This window comes from Parapedobacter pyrenivorans (genome assembly GCF_014636865.1).
In the GTDB taxonomy this organism is placed as follows: Bacteria; Bacteroidota; Bacteroidia; order Sphingobacteriales; family Sphingobacteriaceae; genus Parapedobacter; species Parapedobacter pyrenivorans.
In genome coordinates this window covers 1,434,398-1,457,847 of sequence record NZ_BMER01000001.1, presented here as the reverse complement: position 1 = coordinate 1,457,847, position 23,450 = coordinate 1,434,398, and the positions used below count along the sequence as shown (strand labels likewise).

General features: G+C 47.5%; 25 protein-coding genes. 1 reads left to right on the top strand and 24 read right to left on the bottom strand.

Going from position 1 to position 23,450, the window contains the following annotated elements; all coding sequences use genetic code 11:
- Window position 1: 1 nt before the first annotated feature.
- The 23 genes from IEV98_RS05820 to IEV98_RS05710 form a co-directional block, all read right to left on the bottom strand.
- Window positions 2–1,381 carry an NADH-quinone oxidoreductase subunit N gene (locus IEV98_RS05820; RefSeq protein WP_188504938.1) on the bottom strand — a complete coding sequence of 460 codons (1,380 nt, stop codon included), beginning with the start codon at window positions 1,379–1,381 and terminating at the stop codon, window positions 2–4.
- A 60-nt stretch (window positions 1,382–1,441) separates the two neighbouring features.
- Window positions 1,442–2,893 (bottom strand): complex I subunit 4 family protein, encoded by a 1,452-nt coding sequence (locus IEV98_RS05815; RefSeq protein WP_188504937.1) that lies wholly within the window; start codon window positions 2,891–2,893, stop codon window positions 1,442–1,444.
- Between the two features lie 24 nt (window positions 2,894–2,917).
- On the bottom strand, window positions 2,918–4,837 hold the full coding sequence (gene nuoL / locus IEV98_RS05810; protein WP_188504936.1) for an NADH-quinone oxidoreductase subunit L: 1,920 nt from the start codon (window positions 4,835–4,837) through the stop codon (window positions 2,918–2,920).
- 83 nt (window positions 4,838–4,920) lie between these two features.
- Window positions 4,921–5,250, bottom strand: coding sequence for an NADH-quinone oxidoreductase subunit NuoK (gene nuoK / locus IEV98_RS05805; RefSeq protein ID WP_188504935.1), 330 nt, complete (start codon window positions 5,248–5,250; stop codon window positions 4,921–4,923).
- Entirely contained in the window at window positions 5,251–5,748 is a 498-nt protein-coding gene (locus tag IEV98_RS05800) for an NADH-quinone oxidoreductase subunit J family protein (protein WP_188504934.1), read from the bottom strand.
- 27 nt (window positions 5,749–5,775) lie between these two features.
- Entirely contained in the window at window positions 5,776–6,297 is a 522-nt protein-coding gene (locus tag IEV98_RS05795; RefSeq protein ID WP_188504933.1) for a NuoI/complex I 23 kDa subunit family protein, read from the bottom strand.
- A 24-nt stretch (window positions 6,298–6,321) separates the two neighbouring features.
- The gene (gene nuoH, locus IEV98_RS05790; RefSeq protein ID WP_188504932.1) at window positions 6,322–7,359 is read right to left on the bottom strand and encodes an NADH-quinone oxidoreductase subunit NuoH; all 1,038 of its coding nucleotides are present in this window, start codon (window positions 7,357–7,359) and stop codon (window positions 6,322–6,324) included.
- Between the two features lie 77 nt (window positions 7,360–7,436).
- Window positions 7,437–8,453: an NADH-quinone oxidoreductase subunit G gene (locus IEV98_RS05785; RefSeq protein ID WP_188504931.1), complete on the bottom strand. Its 1,017-nt coding sequence runs from the start codon at window positions 8,451–8,453 to the stop codon at window positions 7,437–7,439.
- Window positions 8,454–8,527: 74 nt separating this feature from the next.
- A complete protein-coding gene (gene nuoF / locus IEV98_RS05780; RefSeq protein WP_188504930.1) occupies window positions 8,528–9,880 on the bottom strand; it encodes an NADH-quinone oxidoreductase subunit NuoF in 1,353 nt (450 codons plus the stop codon).
- A 12-nt stretch (window positions 9,881–9,892) separates the two neighbouring features.
- Window positions 9,893–10,441, bottom strand: coding sequence for an NADH-quinone oxidoreductase subunit NuoE family protein (locus IEV98_RS05775; RefSeq protein WP_188504929.1), 549 nt, complete (start codon window positions 10,439–10,441; stop codon window positions 9,893–9,895).
- On the bottom strand, window positions 10,434–11,669 hold the full coding sequence (locus IEV98_RS05770) for an NADH-quinone oxidoreductase subunit D (protein ID WP_188506138.1): 1,236 nt from the start codon (window positions 11,667–11,669) through the stop codon (window positions 10,434–10,436). The genes IEV98_RS05775 and IEV98_RS05770 overlap by 8 nt, the downstream gene beginning before the upstream one ends.
- A gap of 6 nt (window positions 11,670–11,675) precedes the next feature.
- A complete protein-coding gene (locus IEV98_RS05765; protein WP_188504928.1) occupies window positions 11,676–12,179 on the bottom strand; it encodes an NADH-quinone oxidoreductase subunit C in 504 nt (167 codons plus the stop codon).
- Window positions 12,172–12,723 (bottom strand): NADH-quinone oxidoreductase subunit B, encoded by a 552-nt coding sequence (locus IEV98_RS05760; RefSeq protein WP_188504927.1) that lies wholly within the window; start codon window positions 12,721–12,723, stop codon window positions 12,172–12,174. The genes IEV98_RS05765 and IEV98_RS05760 overlap by 8 nt, the downstream gene beginning before the upstream one ends.
- Window positions 12,724–12,847: 124 nt before the next feature.
- Window positions 12,848–13,225 carry an NADH-quinone oxidoreductase subunit A gene (locus IEV98_RS05755; protein WP_188504926.1) on the bottom strand — a complete coding sequence of 126 codons (378 nt, stop codon included), beginning with the start codon at window positions 13,223–13,225 and terminating at the stop codon, window positions 12,848–12,850.
- A gap of 92 nt (window positions 13,226–13,317) precedes the next feature.
- Window positions 13,318–15,051 carry a tetratricopeptide repeat protein gene (locus tag IEV98_RS05750; protein WP_188504925.1) on the bottom strand — a complete coding sequence of 578 codons (1,734 nt, stop codon included), beginning with the start codon at window positions 15,049–15,051 and terminating at the stop codon, window positions 13,318–13,320.
- A 23-nt stretch (window positions 15,052–15,074) separates the two neighbouring features.
- A complete protein-coding gene (locus tag IEV98_RS05745) occupies window positions 15,075–15,989 on the bottom strand; it encodes a PstS family phosphate ABC transporter substrate-binding protein (protein ID WP_188504924.1) in 915 nt (304 codons plus the stop codon).
- Between the two features lie 47 nt (window positions 15,990–16,036).
- Window positions 16,037–16,267 (bottom strand): hypothetical protein, encoded by a 231-nt coding sequence (locus tag IEV98_RS05740; protein WP_188504923.1) that lies wholly within the window; start codon window positions 16,265–16,267, stop codon window positions 16,037–16,039.
- Window positions 16,268–16,272: 5 nt separating this feature from the next.
- Window positions 16,273–17,106, bottom strand: a complete 834-nt coding sequence (locus IEV98_RS05735; RefSeq protein ID WP_188504922.1) for an energy transducer TonB — start codon at window positions 17,104–17,106, stop codon at window positions 16,273–16,275.
- A 25-nt stretch (window positions 17,107–17,131) separates the two neighbouring features.
- Window positions 17,132–17,689, bottom strand: coding sequence for an ExbD/TolR family protein (locus tag IEV98_RS05730; RefSeq protein ID WP_188504921.1), 558 nt, complete (start codon window positions 17,687–17,689; stop codon window positions 17,132–17,134).
- 38 nt (window positions 17,690–17,727) lie between these two features.
- Window positions 17,728–18,354 carry an ExbD/TolR family protein gene (locus IEV98_RS05725; protein WP_188504920.1) on the bottom strand — a complete coding sequence of 209 codons (627 nt, stop codon included), beginning with the start codon at window positions 18,352–18,354 and terminating at the stop codon, window positions 17,728–17,730.
- Between the two features lie 76 nt (window positions 18,355–18,430).
- Window positions 18,431–19,261: a MotA/TolQ/ExbB proton channel family protein gene (locus tag IEV98_RS05720; protein WP_188504919.1), complete on the bottom strand. Its 831-nt coding sequence runs from the start codon at window positions 19,259–19,261 to the stop codon at window positions 18,431–18,433.
- A gap of 431 nt (window positions 19,262–19,692) precedes the next feature.
- On the bottom strand, window positions 19,693–20,034 hold the full coding sequence (locus IEV98_RS05715; protein WP_188504918.1) for a translation initiation factor: 342 nt from the start codon (window positions 20,032–20,034) through the stop codon (window positions 19,693–19,695).
- A 65-nt stretch (window positions 20,035–20,099) separates the two neighbouring features.
- Window positions 20,100–20,972 carry a diacylglycerol/lipid kinase family protein gene (locus IEV98_RS05710; RefSeq protein ID WP_307726851.1) on the bottom strand — a complete coding sequence of 291 codons (873 nt, stop codon included), beginning with the start codon at window positions 20,970–20,972 and terminating at the stop codon, window positions 20,100–20,102.
- Window positions 20,973–21,266: 294 nt separating this feature from the next.
- Between IEV98_RS05710 and metK the strand changes: the two genes are divergently transcribed.
- Window positions 21,267–22,520 (top strand): methionine adenosyltransferase, encoded by a 1,254-nt coding sequence (gene metK, locus IEV98_RS05705; RefSeq protein ID WP_188504917.1) that lies wholly within the window; start codon window positions 21,267–21,269, stop codon window positions 22,518–22,520.
- Here metK and fabD read toward each other — a convergent pair.
- Window positions 22,515–23,399 (bottom strand): ACP S-malonyltransferase, encoded by an 885-nt coding sequence (fabD, locus tag IEV98_RS05700; RefSeq protein ID WP_188504916.1) that lies wholly within the window; start codon window positions 23,397–23,399, stop codon window positions 22,515–22,517. The two genes, metK and fabD, sit on opposite strands and share 6 nt — an antisense overlap.
- Window positions 23,400–23,450: the final 51 nt, after the last annotated feature.

Sequence of the window (23,450 nt, the reverse complement as noted above, 5' to 3'; positions counted from 1 at the left end):
ATTAGATCAATCCCGTTAGCCAAGCCGGATATACACCAAGCAATAAGGTAATCAACGCCGCCAATAAGAACACGGCTTTGTATTGGCTACTTACCACGACCTGGTCACGGTCAATCGGCCTGAAATACATCGCCACGATAACCCTGAAATAATAAAAAATACCCATCGCCGCATTGATGACCGCAAGCACAACCAATAATATTTGGTAGTCTGCCAATACACCGGAAAACATCATAAACTTACCAATGAAACCCGCTGTGAGCGGTATCCCCGCCAGCGACAGCATAGCGATGACAATGGCCAGCGACAAATACGGATTCCGTTTGGCCAAGCCATTGAATGCTTCAAAATGCTCGCTGCCGGTAGCCCGTTTCACCAAGATAAGCGCTCCGAAGGCAATGATCGTCGACAAGGAATAGGCCCCAGCGTAAAACAGTACAGACTCCCCAGAAGCCGGGCCAATGGCCACAATGGCAAAAAGCAAGTATCCCGCATGTGAGATACTTGAGTAGGCAAGCATCCGCTTAACACTCTGTTGTACGATTGCTGTAATGTTTCCGATAAACAAGGTGATGATCGTCATCACCAGCAGTACCGGCATCCAAAAATCCTGCAACGGCACGAAACAAAAGTAAAACAGCCGGAGGAAACCAGCGAATGCAGCCGTCTTGACCACAGTGGCCATGAATACCGTAACCAATATCGGCGCGCCGTCGTAAACATCGGGCGTCCAGAAATGGAAAGGCGCAGCACCCACCTTGAATGCCAACCCCACTATCAGCAGCAAGATACCAGCATAAAACAGTGGTGAGATCGCGTGCGGATTGGATACCACGTATTGCTTAATCGCGGCCAAATCGAATGAGCCGCTTGCGCCATACAATAAGGCAATACCGAACAACAAAAAGCCTGTGGAGAACGCCCCCATCAGGAAATACTTCAAAGCTGCTTCATTGGACGCGAAATCCTTCTTTCGGATACCTGCAAGGATGTATAATGCCACCGACATGATTTCGATACCAATGAATAGCATAGCCAAGTTGTGGAACGACACGACCAGCACGGCTCCAGTCAGTGAAAAAAGAATGAGGGCATAGTATTCGGCCACATGCGGACTTGCCTTATCGAAGTAGTCTTTGGACAGCAACAACACCAATGCAGTCAGCAAAACGCATAAGACGGAAAAGGCAACGGCAAAATGATCGAACAACACCATACCGCTGTATAATGGGTTGGCATCTATACCCCACTGTACCGCATACATGACCAGCGTGGTAACAAGACCCAACAGGGAAACCGGTAACAGCGCATTTCGGGCTTTGAACAATCCCAGATACAGTACCAATATAGCTAATAAAGACAGCGTAATGATCGCACTCATGTTTCGTTTATTATCTTAGCCCCTTCGGCAAACACCTCCGGAATATGCAATTCTTAATTTTTATCTAATTAGACCGACCTTATTGATCAAATCCGTTACCGCCGCCTCCGAGAGATCCAACAAGGGTTTCGGATACACCCCGATACCGATAATCAAAACAACAACAACCGCCAACACAACCCATTCAGTGCCCCTAATATCCGTGAAAACGGCCGTTTGCGTGTTCACTTCGCCCAACATCACCTTTTGATACATCCGTAGCAGATAGACCGCGCCAAGAATGATGGTGAGCCCACCGAGAGCGGCATACCAAATGCCATATTGATAAATCCCCATCAACAGCAAGAACTCACCGATAAAGCCATTGGTTATTGGCAGTCCGATTGCACCCATCACGATGGTCAAAAACAAAATGGCCAGCACCGGCGCGGGCTTTGCAATTCCGCCCATGGCCGCCATATCACGCGTATCCAGCCGACGGATTAGGATATCCGCCACAAAAAATAAACCCACCACACTGATGCCGTGATTGATCATTTGAATAATGGCACCTTGTAAGCCTTGCACATTCCAAGCAAAGATACCCGCACCGATGAGCCCCACGTGTGCGATGGACGAGTATGCAATTAATCGCTTGATATCTCCTTGTTTAAACGCGATGACAGACGCGTAAACAACGCCGATCACACATAATACCAACGCCAATTGCCCATATGCCGCCGTACCCAATGGAGCAATCGGGATTAACCAGCGGATGACTCCGTATACACCCATTTTAAGCATGATGGCAGCCAATAACATGGTTCCCGCCGTAGGTGCCTCTGTGTAGGTATCGGGTTGCCAGGTATGGAACGGGAAAATGGGCATCTTGATGGCAAACGCGATGAAAAACGCCCAGAAGATCCATCGCTGCGTACTAGCATCCAATCCCAGTTGGTAAAACGAGGTCAGTTCGTAATCCTCTGTGGGAACCTGCATGTGCAAGTAGATAATCGCAACCAGCATCAGCAAGCTCCCGAAAAAAGTATAGATGAAAAACTTGATGTTTACCCGAATGCGGTTTTCTCCGCCCCACAATGCACAGATAAAGTAAATCGGTATCAAAGCCACTTCCCAGCCTACATAGAATGCGAATGCATCCAATGCGGTGAAAACGAGCAATAATCCAGCTTGCATAAATAATACCAACGCATAGAACCCGCCCTTATAGTCGTAGTTGAACGCCGAAAGAATAATCAACGGAATCAATCCATTGGTAAGCAATACCAACGGCAGGCTAATCCCGTCGATGCCGATATGGAAATGGATACCCAACGAAGGAATCCAAGCAAACCGCTGCTCGAACTGCATACTGGCATCCGGTACGAACTGCACCAAAAATGGAATCGTAAGCCCCAACGAAACCAACGACACCAACAATGCCAACTGCCTGGCTGCCTTTGCCTGTTGCACAAAGGCGAGCACCAATGCTCCAAGGACCGGAATTAATAATAGTATAAATAAATTGTCCATGTACGCGATATAACTTCGTCTCGATTAACCGTTAAAAAAACCATAGGCCAGGAGTGCCATTATGGCGATGACCATCATAAAAATATAAAACCCTACATTGCCGGTTTGCAGCAATCGGATTCCCTTTCCGGATTCGCCCACACTTCTGCTTAGGCCATTAACCAACCCATCGATGCCCGATCGGTCGACTATACGGTAAAAGAACACCGACAGCGCATTCAACGGACGAACAATCACTGCGTCATACAGTTCATCTACATAAAATTTGTGATAAGAAATCTTGGCTAGTAATCCACGCGGAGCCTCATCCGCCACCGGTACCGCTCCTTTACTCACATATTGCCTATAGGCTGCCAGGGCCATTACAACGGCCGCCAATGCCGATACGCCCATCAGGATATATTCGGTAGTGTGATCCAAATGGAACGCCCCTGTTTTAGCGACGGAATCCGCGAACACGGGGGAAAGGAAATCGGCCAGTAAGTGGCTACCGCCTAAGGCTGCCGGTACGTTCAACCAGCCCCCGAAAGCGGCCAGTATGGCCAGGATAACCAAAGGAACGGTCATCGTTGCCGGCGACTCATGCAGGTGGCCCGCCTGTTCGGCCGTACCTCTAAATTTACCGAAAAACGTCAGAAATAACATCCTGAACATGTAGAATGCCGTAAACAATGCGCCGATAAAGCCAAGCACCCACAACAACTTGTTGGCGGAAAATGCATGGGCCAGTATCTCATCTTTGGAAAAGAAGCCAGAAAGCGGCGGAATACCGGAGATGGCTATCGTAGCAACCAGCATGGTCAGATACGTTGTGGGGAGTTGTTTCTTTAATCCGCCCATGCTACGCATATCCTGTTCATTGCTCATGGCATGGATTACAGAACCTGCACCCAAAAATAGCAATGCCTTAAAAAATGCATGGGTAATCACATGGAAGAAAGCACCCGTGAATGCACCCACTCCCAAGCCCAAGAACATATAACCCAGCTGTGATACCGTAGAATAAGCCAGCACCTTCTTAATATCGTTTTGCGTAATAGCGACGGCCGCCGCCAGCAAGGCTGTGCAAATGCCGATGGCCGCAACCACCTGAAGCGTAATCGGGGAAAGCGTAAATAGGATATTGGAACGGGCAATCATGTAGATACCCGCCGTAACCATTGTTGCCGCGTGGATCAACGCCGACACCGGCGTAGGACCCGCCATCGCATCCGGCAACCACGTAAACAGCGGAATCTGTGCAGATTTACCGGTGGCCGCTACGAAAAGCAACAAGGTGATCAACAGCAATGTCGTATCGCCCATGGCCATATCAGCCGCCCGGGGGAAAATTCCCGCAAACTCTAAGGTACCGAATGTATTGAATATCAAAAACACAGCGATAAGGAAGCCCAAATCGCCGATACGATTCATCACAAAAGCTTTCTTGGCTGCACTGGCGAATGCCGAGCTCTTAAACCAGAATCCGATCAGCAGGTAGGAACAAAGCCCAACGCCTTCCCAACCGATAAACATCACCACATAATTCGATCCCAGGACCAAAAGTAGCATGAAAAAGATAAACAGGTTGAGGAATGCAAAAAACTTGGCAAATCCGTCATCGTGTTTCATGTAACCGATGGAATAAACATGAATCAGGAACCCGATACCCGTGACGATGAGCAACATGATGGCACTCAACGGATCGACCAAAAAAGAGAGCGAAACGCTCAGATTCCCGGCACTGATCCATTCAAAAATCGATTGTGTAAAGGTAGCGGATTCACCTGCCTGGCGAGCCGCATAGACGGCGGCAAATACGCCACAGCTCAGCAGAAAGGAAACAAATACCACCCCACTGCCGATAATGCCAACCAACGGCCTTGGCAATACATCCCTGCCAATTCCATTGACCAAAAAGCCAACCAACGGCAACAGTGGAATCAACCAGATTAAATCTATCATGCTTTTTTAGTAGTTCAAATCTTCAAATTATCGTCTATTCTCCAAGCCGGCGTACGTTCAGATCGGCAAATCTCCAAATTCAATCACCCCCGTAAGCGATTCAGTGCATTGATATCTACCGAGCGCGTATTACGGTAGACCATCACGATGATAGCCAAACCTACGGCCACCTCTGCGGCCGCCAGGGCCATGATGAAAAACACGAACACCTGTCCTGCCGGATCCCCGTTATGCACGGAAAACGCCGTCAACAGCAGGTTTACCGAATTAAGCATCAGTTCCACGGACATCATAATGATAATCACATTACGGCGAATCAGTACGCCGGTGACTCCGATAGCGAAAATGATACTGCAAAACAGAATATAATGATTGAGCGGCACACCCTGTATATTTTGTACGATGCTTTCCATTTATACTTTTTTTGGATCGTTTTTAGCCAACAATACCGCACCCACCATGGCGGTCAACAATAGAATCGAAGAAATTTCAAACGGAAGTAAGAAATCACTAAACAGCACTTTACCCAAATTGGCTACCAAGCCGATATCCGGATTTTTTAGCTGTACCGACTCGGACACCTCCAAAATCCGTAATGATCCCGCCAGCGTAATCAACAAGCACATACCTGCTATTGCACCCATGAATTTCACCAGATTGGACTTCAGCGGCTCGCTATCCTTATTCAGATTGAGCAGCATCAAAACAAAAAGGAACAATACCATGATAGCTCCCATGTATACGATGAAATTGACCACTGCAAGAAACTGTGCATTCAGTAAAATGTAGTGCACGGTAAACGTAAAAAACGTGATCACCAAATAAAGAACACTATGCACCGGATTCCTGGTAAAGATGGTCATCAGCGCAAAAAATATAGACAGAAAGGCTACAAAGTAAAAAACGCTCATGCTGTTTTCGTAAGGTTTTTCAGCGGATTAAGCTGTGGGTTCATGTTCATCTTTATAATCAAATCGGGGTTCCACCAATTTGTCTTTACCATAAATAAAATCCTTGCGCAGGTAATCGGCGGTCACATGCGGCCCATCCAAGTAAATGGCTTCCTTCGGGCAGGCTTCTTCGCATAGGCCACAGAATATGCAACGCAACATATTGATTTCGTACACCGCCGCATATTTCTCTTCCCGGTACAAGTGTTCTTCCCCTTTCTGCCGCTCTGCAGAAATCATTGTAATGGCTTCCGCGGGGCATGAAAGGGCACACAATCCGCACGCGGTGCACCGTTCGCGACCTTCTTCATCGCGCTTGAGCGAATGCTGGCCGCGGAAATTCTTCGAATAAGGCCGCTCCACCTCCGGATAACGAACTGTGGGAATCGGTTTAAAAAAATGCTTGATGGTAATGGAGAGTCCCTTGAAAATGGCGGGAAGATAGATACGCTCCCAAAAATTCATGGGCTTCTGCTCCAAAACTTTTTTTCTATTACTCAAAGACTGCATGTCGTTTCCCTCAACCAAATTTCGTTAAAAAAAAGTATCTTTTATGACGGTGATTACCCCGGTCAATACAATATTGGCAATTGCCAATGGAATGAGAACCTTCCACCCCAAGTTCATCAATTGGTCATAACGGAATCGCGGAAGGGTCCACCGTATCCACATAAAGAAAAAGATGAATGCAAATATTTTTGCAAAAAACACCAATACACCGATGATGGTAATCCAATTCTGAGACAGCCCTAAATCATTCATGAAGGGAAAGTTATATCCCCCGAAGTAGAGTGTCGCCATCAATGCGGAAGAAACAAACATGTGGATGTATTCAGCGAACATGTAGAGCCCTAGCTTCATTGATGAGTATTCCACATTGTAGCCGCCGATCAACTCCGTTTCGCATTCCGGCAAATCGAAAGGCACACGGCTACATTCGGCAAAAGAACAGATCAAAAATATGAGGAAACCTAAAGGTTGCACCCAAATGTTCCAATTAACAAAGCCCTCTTGCTGTACGACAATTTCCTTCAGTGAAAGCGATTGGGTAACCATCAATAGCGCAATTAGTGAAAGCCCCATCGCCAGTTCATAACTGATACTCTGTGATGCGGCACGTACCGCGCCCATCAATGAAAACTTATTATTGGATGCCCAGCCGCCCAACATGATGCCATATACACTTAAGGCTACTACGCCAAACATATAAAGTACCCCTACATTAACGTCCGTTACCTGCAACTCGATGACCCGCTCGCCGATCGTCAGCTCTTGCCCCCATGGGATGACCGCGCTTCCAATGCATGCGGTAATGATGGCAATGGTGGGCCCCAGGATAAACAACGTCTTATGCGCGCCTGCGGGTATAATTTCCTCTTTGAAGAAAAACTTGCCTCCATCACACAATGGTTGTAAAATCCCGAACGGTCCGGCACGGTCCGGCCCAAAGCGATCCTGCATAAAACCGGCTACCTTGCGCTCGGCTAAGGTCGAATACATCGCGATCACCAACGTAATCACGAATATCAGGCTCACTAATAACACTTTCTCGATGACAAATGCCAATTCCATATCTTGTATTGAATTAGGCGGTGAGCAATGAGGCGCACCGGCTTCAAATTTTCAAATCAATTGATCTCCCGTCAACCTTACGGCAGTAGCCGCTCTATGCGTTCAAACTGCTCCTTATTCGCTGCCTGCAGCGTTAAATTCTTTTTTACCACAGGTGGCGGATTCAACTGCTCATAATGATTCGACGAAATAACCGACGTACGTTTAACGACACGTGGGCCCTCTATGATCCAATCAGAAGTAGCTTTATTCTCAAACCTGCAGGTATTGCAAATAAACGCTTCTGCCTCCCCATAGGTGTCCTTTCTCGCAGTTACGCGCAATACGTCCTCGCCTTTATACCAAAGGGTCACTTTGCCACTACATGTAGGGCAATCGCGATGTGCTTCTACTGGTTTGGTAAACCACACCCGGTTTTTGAAACGAAATGTCTTGTCGGTCAATGCCCCGACCGGGCATACGTCAATCATGTTACCCGAAAACTCATTATCAACGGCCTTTGCGATATAGGTAGATATTTCGGCGGCATCACCGCGGCCCAATATGCCATGCACCCGCTGCGGGGTCAGCTGGTCGGCTACAAACACACAGCGGTAGCAGAGTATGCAGCGTGTCATGTGCAACTGAATCTTATCGCCGATATCAATTTTATCAAAAGTTCTACGCTCAAATTCATAACGGGTATCCGCCAAGCCGTGCTCATAGCTTAAATCCTGCAAATGGCATTCCCCGGCCTGGTCACAGATCGGGCAGTCCAACGGATGGTTGATCAACAGCATCTCCACCACTCCCTTCCTCGCTTCCAGCACTTCCGCCGACGTGATACTCTGTACCTCCATCCCGTCCATCACCGTAGTACGGCATGAGGCCACCAATTTCGGCATCGGTCGCGGGTCTTTTTCCGATCCCTTGCTGACTTTCACTAAGCAGGTACGGCATTTTCCGCCACTGCCCTCCAGTTTGGAATAGTAGCACATTGCCGGCGGCACAACGTCTCCGCCAATCAGACGGGCAGCATTCAATATCGTAGTTCCCGGAGCTACATCCACCGGAATTCCGTCTATGCTAACCTTGAATCTAACGTCTTCAGCCATGGTATTCTAACTATCAACTATCGGTTTTCGGCATTCCGCCTAGCATCGGTAGCTTATGTATCTAATTTCGTAATTTATATCACCGGTTCCAACGGGTCCGCATAATGGGCCAAGCCATAATTGCGTGCCTGTGCTTCCTGACCATTCGTCACATGCCACTCAAACTCATCCCTAAAATGACGGATTGCACTGGCTACAGGCCAAGCCGCAGCGTCGCCGAGCGGACATATCGTATTCCCTTCAATTTTCTTGGCCACGTCTACCAACAAGTCGATATCACTGAATGAGCCATGCCCATGTTCGATCTTATGCAGCACCTTCTCCATCCATCCTGTGCCTTCTCTGCAGGGTGAGCATTGCCCGCAACTCTCATGGTGGTAAAACCGTGTAAAATTCCAGGTATTGCGTACAATACATTGATCTTCATCATAGGCAATGAACCCGCCTGAACCCAACATCGTACCACTTTGGAATCCACCATCAGCTAACGATTCGTAAGTCATCAAACGTGGCTCCCCCTTGAGTGTCTTCAAAATCAGGTTGGCCGGTAAAATAGGTACTGAAGATCCACCCGCCACTACAGCTTTCAACCGCTTGCCATTGGCAATGCCGCCGCAATACGCATCGGAATAAATGAATTCCTCAACTGGCAATCCCAACTCGATTTCATACACGCCTGGCTTATTCAGGTTGCCACCAGCGGAAATCAGCTTCGTACCGGTACTGCGTTCAATACCGATTTTCGCATACTCCTCACCGCCATCATTGATAATGGGTACCGTAGCGGCAATGGATTCCACGTTGTTCACTACAGTTGGGCAATTATAAAGCCCCGACACTGCGGGAAACGGCGGTTTTATACGGGGATTGCCTCGCTTGCCTTCCAATGACTCCAGTAATGCCGTTTCCTCCCCACAGATATATGCGCCACCGCCCGGCTGCACGTATACTTCCAGGTCATACCCCGTTCCCAAGATATTCTTCCCCAGCAATCCCGCATTTTTTGCTTCGGCAATGGCTCTTTCGAGGATGCGTATTTGGGGCATCATCTCTCCACGCACGTAGATGTACGACGTATTGGCACCGAGTGCGTAGCTCGATACAATCATCCCTTCTATCAACGCATGCGGGATGTGGGTCATCAAGTAACGATCCTTGAACGTACCCGGCTCCGATTCATCGGCATTACACACCAAATAGCGAGGCACACCTTCCGGCTTGGCGAGAAAGCTCCACTTCATTCCGGTAGGGAAACCCGCCCCGCCCCGCCCACGCAAGCCCGATTTCTTCACCTCTTCCACCACCTCTTCGGGCGTGAGTGTTTTCAATGCCTTCTCAACCGCCCGGTATCCACCTTTTTGGCGATACACCTCGAACGTATGGATGCCCGGAACATCGATATGCGTTAATAGTAACTTACGAGCCATAATTGCTAACTATCAGCCATTGGCTATCGGCGATTGGCCGTTAGCCGATGCTTTCTCTTTTAATTCATCAATTAGTTTGTCCACACCCGCTTCGGTAAGGTTTTCATAGAAGGTATACTCCGGTCCGATTTGCAGCACAGGCCCATAACCACATGCTGCCAGGCATTCCACACCACGCCAGCTAAACAATCCGTCTGAGGTTACTTCCCCCTCCTTCACGCCCAACCGCTCTTCGATATGCTTCATGATACGCTCAGCCCCCACCAGGCAACAGGGTCCGGTACGGCATACTTCCAAGGCATATTTGCCTTGCGGCTGCAGGAAATACATGGTGTAAAACGTAGCCACTTCATACACCTCTATCGCTTCCAATTGCAGGTAAGCTGCCACACGATCCATGGCAGGCACGCTCAGCCAGCCATAGTTGGCCTGCACTTCATGCAAGATCGGCAGCAAAGCCGATTTCTGCCTTCCCTCGGGATAGCGCGTGACGATCTCGGCAAACTTACCAAGCATTTCTTCCGTGAACTCCAGCGGTTCGTTTTGTTTCACACTAAGCATCCAGTTCTCCTGCTATAACATTTAAGCTACTCATGTTGATAATAGCGTCCGAAAGAAGCATCCCACTGCTCATTGGCGCATACATCTGATAGTTGATAAACGAGGGCCTGCGGAAATGTAACCGGTAAGGTGACCTGCCGCCATCACTGATCAAGTAGAAGCCCAATTCACCATTGGCCCCTTCCACACTATGATAAACTTCTGTTTTAGGGGTATCGATCTCGCCCATCACGATCTTGAAATGGTAGATCAGTGCCTCCATATTGTTATACACCTGCTCCTTGGGCGGCAAGTAAAAATCCGGCACGTCTGCGTGGAAGATTCCTTTTGGTTCCTTTTCGATTTTATCCAGCGCTTGCTCAATGATTTTTAGGCTTTCCCACATCTCGTTATTGCGCACCATAAAACGGTCGTACACATCGCCCTTGGTACCGACAGGGATATCAAACTCAAACTCCTCGTATGAAGAATACGGTTCGTTTACCCGCACGTCATAGTCCACACCGGTAGCCCGGAGTATCGGGCCGCTCCAACTATAGCCCAATGCAGTCTCGGCATCCACGGCAGCAACATCGGCCGTACGGTCGACAAATATCCGGTTGCGATTGAAGAGTTCCTCAAACTCTTTCAATACAGGCGGGAAGCGCTTCAGGAACTCCCTGATCTTGGCAAAGGCGGTTTCATTGAAATCCCGCTCAAATCCGCCTATACGACCGATATTGGTGGTAAGCCGCGCACCACAAATCTCTTCATAGATCTCATAGATAAATTCCCGCTCCTGCAAAACATACAGGAAGCCGGAGAAAGCACCCGTATCTACCCCTAATATTCCGTTGCAAATGATGTGGTCCGTGATACGCGCCAGTTCCATGATAATCACCCGCATGTACTGAACCCGCTTCGGCAATTCGATATCCAGCAACTTTTCAACCGTCATGTGCCATCCCATATTATTGATGGGCGACGAACAGTAATTGAGGCGATCAGTTAGTGGTGTGATCTGATAATAGGGGCGATGTTCGGCTATTTTCTCAAACGCCCGATGGATATAACCGATGGTGGACACACCACTTACGATGCGCTCGCCATCTACCTGCAGCACGTTTTGGAACACCCCATGTGTGGCCGGATGGGTAGGCCCCAGATTGAGTGTGAATAATTCATCCTGTGGGTCATTATCACTGTAAACAGGTTTATTGCCCGATATTTTGGAAACCGAATCGTTCATCATGTCTTATCTGCCGAAGAAATAATCTTTCTTATCTACTTTGTTGGGGTCCTCCAGCGGGTATTCTTTCCTCATGGGAAATACATCCATATCGTCCACGTTTAATATCCTGCGCAGATCGGGATGCCCTACAAACTGTATCCCAAAAAAATCATAGGTTTCGCGCTCCATCCAGTCAGCGCCATTCCATAATACCGTAGCTGTAGGAATAGCCGGATAATTCCCCTCCAAAAAAACCTTGATCCGGATACGCACATTATTGACCAAACTATGGACATGATAGACCACAGCAAACGCCCTTTCCAAATCCGGATAGTGTACAGCGGTAATATCCGTCAAATAACCAAACTGCAATTCGCTATCCGTTTTTAGAAACTCTAGAACATCCAGAATCCGCGTAGTATCGGTCTCAATCGTGAGCAAACCAAATGGCTCAGACACGTTTCGGATAGTCTCGGCAAACCGCTCCTGAAGGCGTTGCAATACCGTGTTGTTATTGAGTTTAGCCATGGGTATCTATTCCGTACTGTTCGAGTAAAGCTTTGTATTCCGGTGAGTTCCGCCTACTCAATGACTCATTCTTCACAATTTCCTGCAACCGCATCACACCGTCCAAGATCGCTTCGGGGCGCGGGGGGCACCCGGGTACATATACATCCACGGGAATGACTTCATCGATACCCTGCAAAACGGAATAGGTATCAAAAATGCCACCGCTTGACGCACAAGCACCTACCGCAATTACCCAACGTGGCTCTGCCATCTGAATATATACTTGCTTAAGTACAGGGGCCATTTTCTTAGCAATGGTGCCCATTACCAACAACATATCTGCCTGCCTTGGCGAAAAGCTCGGCCGCTCGGCACCAAATCTAGCCAAATCATACGTAGCCCCCATCGTCGCCATGAATTCGATGCCACAACAGGATGTCGCAAATGGTAGCGGCCACAATGAATTAGCTCTTGCCAACCCGATCGCCTTGTCCAATGTTGTTGCAAAAAAGCCCGACCCTTCCACACCTGGTGGCGCCGCCGCTAACTTAATATCGCTCATGCTTACTCCGGTCTTACCTCAAAAAAAAACCCATCTATATTACTGTACAGATGAGTTACAAAATTACAACATATTGGGTGCTTATGGGGCTAATTATATTATTTAGAAACGTTCTAACATGCTGTTAATCCCATTCCAACGCTTTCTTTTTTAGGATATAAATAAAGCCCAACAATAGCATTCCCATAAACACGAACATCTCAATCAGCCCCGAAAGTCCGAATTCCCGGAAGTTGACGGCCCATGGGTACATAAAAATAACTTCAATATCAAAAATAACGAATAATATCGCGACTATAAAATACTTAATGGAAAACGGCTGACGGGCATTTCCAATAACCTCTATCCCCGATTCAAATGCCCCCAATTTGTTTTCAGTCCTCACTTTAGGCCCGATGAGATGCGTAATGATGATGGTCCCCACGCCAAATCCAGCCGCCACAATCAATTGAATCAGTATGGGCAAATAATCATGAGGGGTACTTAATATTTCCGATTCCATATTATCAGCTTTAAGGTTCGACAAAGCTAAAAAATAAAGCGCTAATTCGAAAATTAGCGCTTTAAAACATTCTTACAGATTTAAAACGATTACTACTGCACTGTTGTGGTATCCGCTGAAGTAGCTGTTTCTTGCTCCAAATACTGCAGCGTACTTTTAGCCCAGGTATTTTCAGGATCAAGTTTCAGGATCTCGCCAATCAAATCCCTGCCCTTCTGGTACTCGCCCCGCTTAACACTGACCACCGCAATGGTGCTGTACGCGTCAACCAGTCTGGCTTTATTTTTCTGCACTTCAGCATCGCCCTTTTCCTTCACCATCTCAATATATTTAAGGAAATAGGGCTCTGCCGTCCCTTTCGGATTCTCGGAGTCTTCCAACAGATTATTTACATTGCCACGAAACAGGTAAGCGTCTTGTGTAGTCGGTGCTTTCTCGATCACAACGCCGAAAGCGGTATCCGCTTTGTGCAATAGCGCAGTTTCGGCTTCGCCACGTTGGGCCACCGGCTTGGTCGCAACCGCATAATACGCGGAATAACCCAGATAGAAATTATCGTAAATGAAATTTCTCGATGTCGGTGTAGATGCGGCGATCTCGAATACCTTGGATGCGCTCAAAAATTTCTTGTCGGCAAAAAGCTCCTTGCCCACATCGTTCAGATCGTCAGCGATCGACGAATCGGCAGCGACGGCCTTTTTAAGTTGTGCAATACCTTCATTAAACAACGCTTCTTCCACGGGCTCACTTTGGCTTGCCAATCGAATGTCTGCTAAACCCAAATGCAGGTAGTCACGCGGGATGATGCGCTCGGCATCCATCCGGGTAAACAATTTATCCAACGCGTCCTTGCTTTCCTGAAACTGCTTATTTTCATAAGCTGAATAACCCAAATAACGCAACACCTTTGGATTCACATCTTCCAGTTGCGCCAATTCGGCCGCCTGAACCTGCAGTTCCGCATAGTCCTTCACATACACCAAAAAGTCGGCGTAGCGGATCCGGGAGTCAACCGTATAGTCGGTTTTATCCATGTATTGCTTGTAGTACGTTACCGCTTCCTTATTCCGCGCATTATAGTCTTCTATTGTGGTCGCCGTATTCGCCCAAGCGTGATAGGTTTCGGCCAGTTCACGATAAGTCGGTGCATAATCCGGTACCTCCCCAGCAATCTTCTTCAATCCATCAATTGCTTCCTGCCATGCATGGGAAAGCCGGGTGATAACCTGCAATTGTACCCGAGCCCGTGTAAGCGTATTATCCAACGACGATGCATCGCGGTAATTCACATAGGCCGGACTTGCATTTTTCAGTCCAAAGTACGCATCGCCCAATGCCAACGGAACCATCGGATCCTCACTATTCTTGGCTTTCGCTTGATCCAAGTACTCCACGGCCTTCTTGTAATCAGGTTCGGGAGCGTCGATGTAAGCACGGCCGATGTGATAGAGCTCCAAATAATCTTTCCGCTTCAACTTTTGTGTAGCTTCCGCAAACTTAGCAGTCGCCCCACTTGCATTATCTTGGTACAAAGCGACAATACCCTGCCCCACTTTGTTCAAGTTGTTTTTCGGATCGGCAGCCAGTCCTTGATCAAAAAGGGTCAGTGCAGAATCTAAGTGCTCATTATTTACATATACGAGCCCCAAATAAAAGTAATTCTCACCATCTTTCGGCTTGTTCTTCACAAGCGTTTCCAGCATTCCCTTAGCTTTGGCGAACTGTTCAGCATCAATCGCCTTTTTCGCGTCGTCTAAGCTTTGGGCATGTACTCCAGTAACCACAAAAGCAAGGGATATACCCCATATCATTGCTTTTTTCATCATGTTCATTCTATTTAGTATTTAATCTATTTACTCCTGATAATCAATTCTCTTGGTGGCAGGCTATCGGGCATCAATCCCGATTTCAAAATAATCCGTTGCCCCGTCACCCCTGTCAAAAATGCTGCAAACCCCATGCCCAAACTTTTACGCGGTTCGGCATTAACGATATAAACCGAGCGCGACAGGGGATAGTGTCCCTCAGCCAAATTGGATTGCGAGGGCTTGTAAAAGCCATCGGACCCTGGCTTTCCGGCTTGATTACGCACACCCAACACTTTTACGCCGTCCGCGTACATTTGGAGCGTGCTATCGGGCCTAACGATCCAGCTAATTCCCAAAACACCCATAGTTTGGGGTGTTTCATACACATATTTCAGCACATCTGCATTCGACTTCATCGCATAAACACCTTTATCGGGCAATGAATCCACTCCTGCCAATTCCTTTAAAAAGCGGACCGTACTGGAGTTGGGGTTATCAAACACCAATCTGTTCACATGGCCAGCCGGTTGCTTTCCCCGCATCACCCGGATGATATCATCCACATGCACCACCGAGTCCGGACTATTCTTGTTCACAATCAACGCGATGGCATCCGTTGCGAATTTATGCACCCGGGGCCGGAATTGACGGGCTTCAAAGAACTTCATTTCATCTTCATTCAATTGCCTGGTCAGCACAACCACTTCAACGTCAGTATTCACTAATTTGCTGACAATCTGGTTTTCCTGCCCTACTGATAAAGCCACATCCGTTCGTTTGTACAAGTGTTCAAAAACAGCCACTTGTTCCTCCATGATCGGCGACAATGTCTCATCGACCAGCACCTGCAATTGACCGCTTACGATGGTTTGGTTTTCCTTAGGTTGTCGATTATTACAGGACCACAAGAAAGCCAAAAGACCAAAAATGAGCGGTAATAATACTAATTTTTTCATTGTCATGAAAAAATATCCGTTTTTTTTATAAAATCACCCATCAACATCTACCGGTTCTGCCAAAGCCGCACAAAGCGAAAGAACGAATACACCACCAATAAAACCCCAAACAACACGCGGTATGTACGATCCAATTCGAGCGGGAAGTCTTTCCAAAAGATCACGACCAAACCCAACACCAAGTAAAGGCCAAACATGAATAGGCCCAAAACAGACAGAAATCGCTTGGCGGGCGATTTCTGTCTACCATTGTTATCCCTATGGTAATGTGATGCCAATATTTCTATTGTTGCAGATTAAGGCGGATAGGCAAGGTATATGCTACGCGCACAGGTCGCCCGTTCTGTATACCAGGACTCCATTTTTTTGCCTTCTGCAACAGTTTGACCGCTGCTTCACCCGTACCGTATTTCAAATCCCGCACCACTTTGATGTCGGTTAGGCTGCCATCCCGTTCCACCACAAAAGAGACCTGTACCTGTCCATTCACACCGGCTTCGATAGCACCTTGTGGGTAGTCATAATTTGCGCCGACCCATTTCATAAACTCAGCCATTCCTCCAGGCGGATTCGGATCAATTTCGACCGATTGAAAAATCTGGTCACTGTTTGTTTCCGTTACCTCTGCATCAATCTCACCTTCACCAACCGGCAGGTCAATACGGATTTCTGCATTGGGATCCCCTTCAATCGTTTTTGATCCGGGATCGGCGAGCTTTAACTGCTCCACCGTAGGCGGTTCTTCGTCTTGCACTTGCTCAGCCGGAACCACTTTCATCTCCGGCATCCGCACTTGGTCTACGCGCGGGGGGGGTGGCTCCACCGGCGGCGGGGGAGGTGGTTCTTCCTCGTTTACCGGCGGTGGTTCAGAAAGCACCACCTCGGTTTCGATAACCTTCTCAACCTCATCGCCTGCATTCATATCAACGCCGATCCACCTCGCAATAGCAGGTGCCATCAGCAGCAGCACAAATGCTACCGATGCCACTAGCACCCCGACGTTCGTAGCCCTGGGCGAAAGTTTCCGAAGTTCATACGCTCCGTACTCCTTATTCCGCCCCTCGAACACCACATCGAGCCATTCCTTCTTAAAAATATCTAATTTAGTACCAAACATAACTTACTGTTTTATGTGGTGAGCATTAATCATTGTATATGCCATCACGCTCCAATACCTCAATCTCCGGCTCACTGATTGTTCCGATCGTATATTGCTTGGCTTCCACAATATTCATCTCGTCCAAGATATCGACGAGATTGCGGTGTGTAGACTTCTCACTAGGCCGAATCACCACAATGAGTCCTTTTTCCGAATCGCCAGTAATCTGCGGAACCTCCTTCAGTTTTTTCAACAATATCGGACGGATACCATCTTTTCCGTAACCTACAATTTCCGGTCCTTCGATAGGTTCACTATAGGTGCCCATGTACCATTCGATTTTATTGTCAGAGCCTAGAAGGAGGGTCATGGAACGGTTATCGGCAATCTCCAGCCGATCCTCTGGATCCTCTTCGTTTTTATCCGGCATCGCCACGTCCATAGCATTGGGCTTATTCAGGGAAGTCGTAAGCATGAAGAAGGTGATGAGCAGGAATGCCAGATCCACCATCGCTGTGAGGTCGACCCGTCCGCCCGCCTTCTTACTTCTTACCTTGCCGCCCTTTTTGCCACCGCCACTATCTTGATTTAATTCTGCCATTGCATTAAAATCTTAAACTGTTAACAAAATCCCAGCCACTAAAAATCCTCGTTCCGGAGGCTCGTAATCAAGCTGAATTTATTCACCTTCTGGCTCTGCAGAATATCGATTACCTGCTTAATAGCGGGATACTTCTCCTCCGCGTCGCCCTTTATGGAAAGCCTCATTTCCTCATTCTTGAGTTCCTTGGTCGCCACCCGGGCAGAATAGATCCAGTGAAACAACTGATTGGAGAGTTCCTTCGTGGTATCGGCCGGAATGCCTGGCTGCAATCCCGGGCGCACCCGATCATTCGCATCCATATTAATGACTTCCTTCAGGTTACCCATCGGGACGCCGAATGTCTCCATGATCGTGAACTTATTTTTCTCCTCGGCTGTAAAGGGAATGGCATACTTCTCAGACATCAGCTCAAGCATACGTCCCCTGACGTCGCGCCCTTTTACACTGAAGAAAACCTTGCCTCCATCGCCCACGGTAATCAACCCCAGGTTTTCGTCAGGCACCTTCACTTGCGTCACGGATGCCGGCGTATCTACCTTCATCGGCTCGGGTTGAACCGCCGTGGCCGTCAATATAAAAAATGTGAGCAGCAGAAAAGACACATCGCACATGGCGGTCATGTCTATTGTCGTACTGGCTCGCTTTACTTTTACCCTTGGCATAATTGCAATTTTTTTCTATTACTACTAACTATGATGCATTTTCATCCGGTTTTCCATAAAGCCGAATGAAAATATGCTATTTGTGGCTAGCCGCGTACGTTTGCACGATAGAAAAGCCTGCTTCATCTATCGAATAGGTGAGCGTGTCGATCTTAGAAGTAAAGATATTATAGAATACAATGGCGATTGCTGACGTAGCAATACCTGTAGCCGTATTTACCAATGCTTCAGAAATACCGTTTGCCAATTGCGCCGAGTCTGTAGAGCCACCCGTTGCCAAAGCCGCAAACGCCCTGATCATCCCGGTTACCGTACCCAACAGTCCGGTCAATGTACCGATAGATACCAACGTTGCAATAATAGTGAGGTTCTTTTCCAGCATCGGCATTTCTAGCGCCGTAGCTTCTTCGATTTCCTTTTGGATAGCCACAGTAGCCTGTTCAGTATCCAGATTCGGATTGGCAGATACGTCTTTGTACTTCAACAAACCGGCTTTGATAACATTTGCAACAGAACCTTTTTGCTTATCGCATTCCGAAATAGCCGAATCAATGTTACCGTTGCCGATCAACGATTGTACCTTTCTTACAAAGTTACCGACATTCCCTTTACCTGATGCTCTTCCGATAACGATAAAACGCTCAATCGCAAATACCCACACCATAAGGAACAGGCCTAATAACACCGGCACCACATAGCCCGCGTGGTACACCATCCCGAAATAATTGCCCGGCTTCGGTTGGTTTTCGGGATTGTTATCGATAAAGTTGTTTGGATCGCCCATGATATACTTCCAAACCAATGTTCCGATTACGAAACAGATAATAATCGCCAGACTTGCAAAAACATTCGAACTTGAATTGCCTTTCTCTGTGTTTGCTGTACTTGTTTTTGGTGCGTTTGCCATTTTTGTGAATTTTAGATTTTAATGTTGTTAATATGATTTTTTAATAATTTGTGCAATTTAATCCATGGTTAGCCGCCATCGCGGCTAAAGCAAATATAGTGTTTTAAACCAATAACAAAACGTTTGTCAATAATTGTTTAGTAAACCACTCCCTATCCAAGGGGCGCGCAGCAGCAGCATCGGCACACCCTAAACAAACCTCGCTTCTGTAATCCAAAAGCAATTTTTTTACAATGAAAACTATTTTTTTTTGTAATTGCAAATTAAACGTTCAAATAAATCGGTTTTAGCAACACATAAACGGCATTTGAACATTTATACCTCATTTGAATGGCTGTTCAATTCAATACCAACGAACTATGTGCCAATCCCTTAAACAGAAGCAACAATCGTTTAACGTATTTTAATTGTTACTATGGTTACGTAAACGATTATCCACCCGCTGGCTTAGCCCGGTAACCGTCATCCAGTAAAAGCTGCAATATTCGTTGTTTGAAATCGCCCTGAATGATGATTTCGCCCGCTTTTGCACTTCCGCCCACACCACATCGTTGCTTGAGCCGCTTGCCCAATGTCTCGAGGTCTGCCGATGTGCCTGTAAAACCTGTCACCAGCGTCACTGTTTTTCCACCCCGCATTTTCCGATCCAACATCACGCGCAGGTTTTGCTGGTGATTGGGTAGTGTCTCTACGTCATCGTCCTCCGAACCCTGATAGGCAAAGGTCTCATCCGTTGAATACACAATACCTTCATAGCGTTGCTTCTTCTTCATGCTTTTTTCAACTTCATGTCTTAGTAAACGATAGTTTTACAAATAAATTGTTTTTTTTAATCACTTCAGCAAACAATCCGTAATGTATTCGGATTTACAGCAATCTCCAACACTGCTCCCATATCCTTGGGTTCGCCATCCACATGCACGGCATCGGCCGTCTCCCGCTCGATGCGAATGCGTTTGCCCGGTATAATTTCTACGTATTCCGATTGGTCGGCCGTCTTGTTAAACAGGTGGAACAACATCATTGGAATGGTGTATAAGGGAAATTTATGGATAATGCAAACGTCCAACAGACCGTCGGTCACCGATGCTTGCGGAGCGACATAGGCATTATTGCCGTATTGCGGTGAATTGGCGACACTGATCATAAAGGCCTCCCGTTCAACAATTTTCCCGTCGATATCCAGGATATACCGTTTTGGCTTATACGTACTGATTTCGCTGAGTACCGCTTTCAGGTAACCGATCGGCCCTCTTATATTGTCGTTGGCAAACCGATCACTTACTGACGCATCAAAGCCGATGCCCGCCATATTAAAAAACGAAACACCGTTGATCATCCCGCTATCGATGGATAGGTGTTCAAGCCTATTCAACCTACGGATGGCTGCCCGTTCGTTCAACGGAATGCCCAAATACAGCGCCAAACCATTTCCAGATCCCTCTGGAATGATTCCCAATGCAGTGTCCGTACCATTCAAAGCCGACGCAATTTCATTGATTGTACCGTCTCCACCCACGGCCACCACTACGTCTACCCGCTCTGCCACTGCCTGAATAGCCAATTCGTTCGCATGGCCCGGGCATTCGGTAAGCATAAACCGGGCATCATATAAGGCCAAATCCAGATCCGCGATCGCCCGCTTCTCAAAACCTTTCTTTTTTTTACCCCCAGATATCGGATTGACAACAAATAAAATCCGCTTCTTCATTCCTATCTCATGTATCAATTTATCACAAATGTATCAGCATTACCGATACAATGCATAAGTGTCATTATGATTTTATAGAAACTTAACATAGACAGAACAAAAAAGTTGATAATAGCTCATTATCATTTTGAAAACAACAAAAGTATCGTAGCTTTGCAGCGTGAAATGTGGATTGATTTGCGTGTGACCGTTACGTTAACGGCCTCACAGGATTGCAACCACGGTAAAAAAGTGCTAAGCTCCTTTCCACCATTTCAACCATAAAAACAAGTTGTATCAAGATAATCGCATACTATGCCTTATTTATTCACCTCGGAATCCGTATCCGAAGGACATCCAGACAAGATCGCTGATCAGATTTCCGACGCGCTAATTGACAATTTTCTGGCTTGGGATTCCGATTCCCGGGTTGCAATCGAAACATTGGTCACCACCGGCCAGGTCGTGTTGGCAGGGGAAGTTAAGTCCAAAATATACTTGGATGTACCTAAGATTACACGTTCGGTCATCGAACGTATCGGGTATACCAAATCCGAATACATGTTTGAAGCCAATTCATGTGGCATCCTTTCTGCCTTACATGAGCAATCTCCCGACATCAACCAGGGGGTAGACCGCAAGGAAAAGCAGGAGCAGGGTGCGGGCGACCAGGGTATCATGTTTGGCTATGCCAGTAACGAAACCGAAAACCTGATGCCGTTGGCACTTGATCTCGCGCATCGGCTATTGTATGAGCTTGCTGCCCTAAGACGCGAAAATAAGGACATTACGTACCTTCGGCCGGATTCCAAAGCGCAGGTCACGTTGGAATATAGCGATGACCATAAGCCTATCCGCATCGATGCGATTGTCATATCTACCCAGCATGATGACTTCGGTCCGGAAGAGGTGATGCTCAGTCAAATTAAATCGGATATTATCAATATCCTCATTCCACGTGTAAAGGCACAACTGAAGCCCGAATTGCAACAGCTTTTCACAGATGGTATCAAATACCACATCAATCCGACCGGCAAGTTTGTAATCGGCGGACCGCATGGCGATACGGGATTGACCGGCAGAAAAATCATCGTGGATACCTACGGCGGCAAGGGTGGCCACGGTGGGGGTGCATTTTCGGGTAAGGATCCCTCCAAAGTAGATCGTTCGGCGGCCTACGCTACCCGTCATATTGCCAAAAACCTGGTAGCGGCAGGTGTCGCGGATGAGCTCTTGGTACAGATATCATACGCCATCGGTGTAAAGGATCCTATTGGCATCTATGTCAATACTTATGGTACGTCAAAGGTGAAGTTATCTGACGGTCAAATTGCAGATAAAATCCATGAGCTGTTTGATATGACGCCGTATGGCATCGAAACACGGCTCAAGTTGCGCTATCCAATTTATGCGGAGACAGCGGCGTATGGACATATGGGCCGCGAGCCACGCACATTGACCAAAACTTTTGAAAACAGCAATGGAGATTCCACCAAAGTGGAAGTCGAGCTCTTTACCTGGGAAAAGCTGGATTACGTCGAAAAAGTAAAAGCCGCTTTCGGATTATAAAACGGCGGCGGCTGTTTCCGCTTGGCGGTTTATCTTTTTCACCAATCCTTGCAACACGTTGCCGGGACCGACTTCGGTAAACACCGTGGCGCCATCCTCGATCATTTGTAGGATGGTCTGCGTCCAACGTACTGGTCCGGTAAGTTGCTCAATAAGGTTATGTTTTATCGCATCGGGGTCGGTATACGCTTTCGCATCGACATTTTGGTATATCGGGCATATCGGTTTGCTTATTTTCACCGCTTCGATGGCGTCCTGTAATTCCACTTTGGCCGCTTCCATCAACGGCGAATGGAATGCTCCCCCTACGTTGAGCTTCAATGCGCGTTTTGCACCCGCTTCCAGCAGCAGTTCGCAGGCTTTGTCAATACCTGCAATGGTACCTGAGATAACCAGCTGCCCCGGGCAGTTGTAATTCGCTGGCACGACCACGTCGCTTACGCGTTGGCAGATATCTTCCACTGTGAAATCGTCGAGCCCCAAAATGGCTGCCATCGTTGAGGGTTGTATCTCCGTGGCTTTCTGCATGGCATTGGCCCGGGCCGCTACCAATCGCAATCCATCTTCAAACTCCAACGCCTCAGCAGCAACCAGGGCCGAAAATTCGCCCAGCGAATGCCCTGCCACCATGTGTGGTACAAAGGCACTGCCCAGCGCTTTAGCCAAAATTACAGAATGCAGGAAAATAGCCGGCTGGGTGACTTTCGTCTGCTTCAGATCTTCGTCTGCACCTTCAAACATGACGTCCGTAATACGGAACCCCAGGATTTCGTTAGCCTGTTCAAAAAGGAATTTTGTTTCTTCACCGTGGTTGTACAGGTCCTTACCCATGCCCACGAATTGGGCGCCCTGCCCGGGAAAAATATATGCTTTTTTCATATTGCCGTTCCGTTTTATTTACACCGTAGCCGTATGTATTTAACTGCAAAT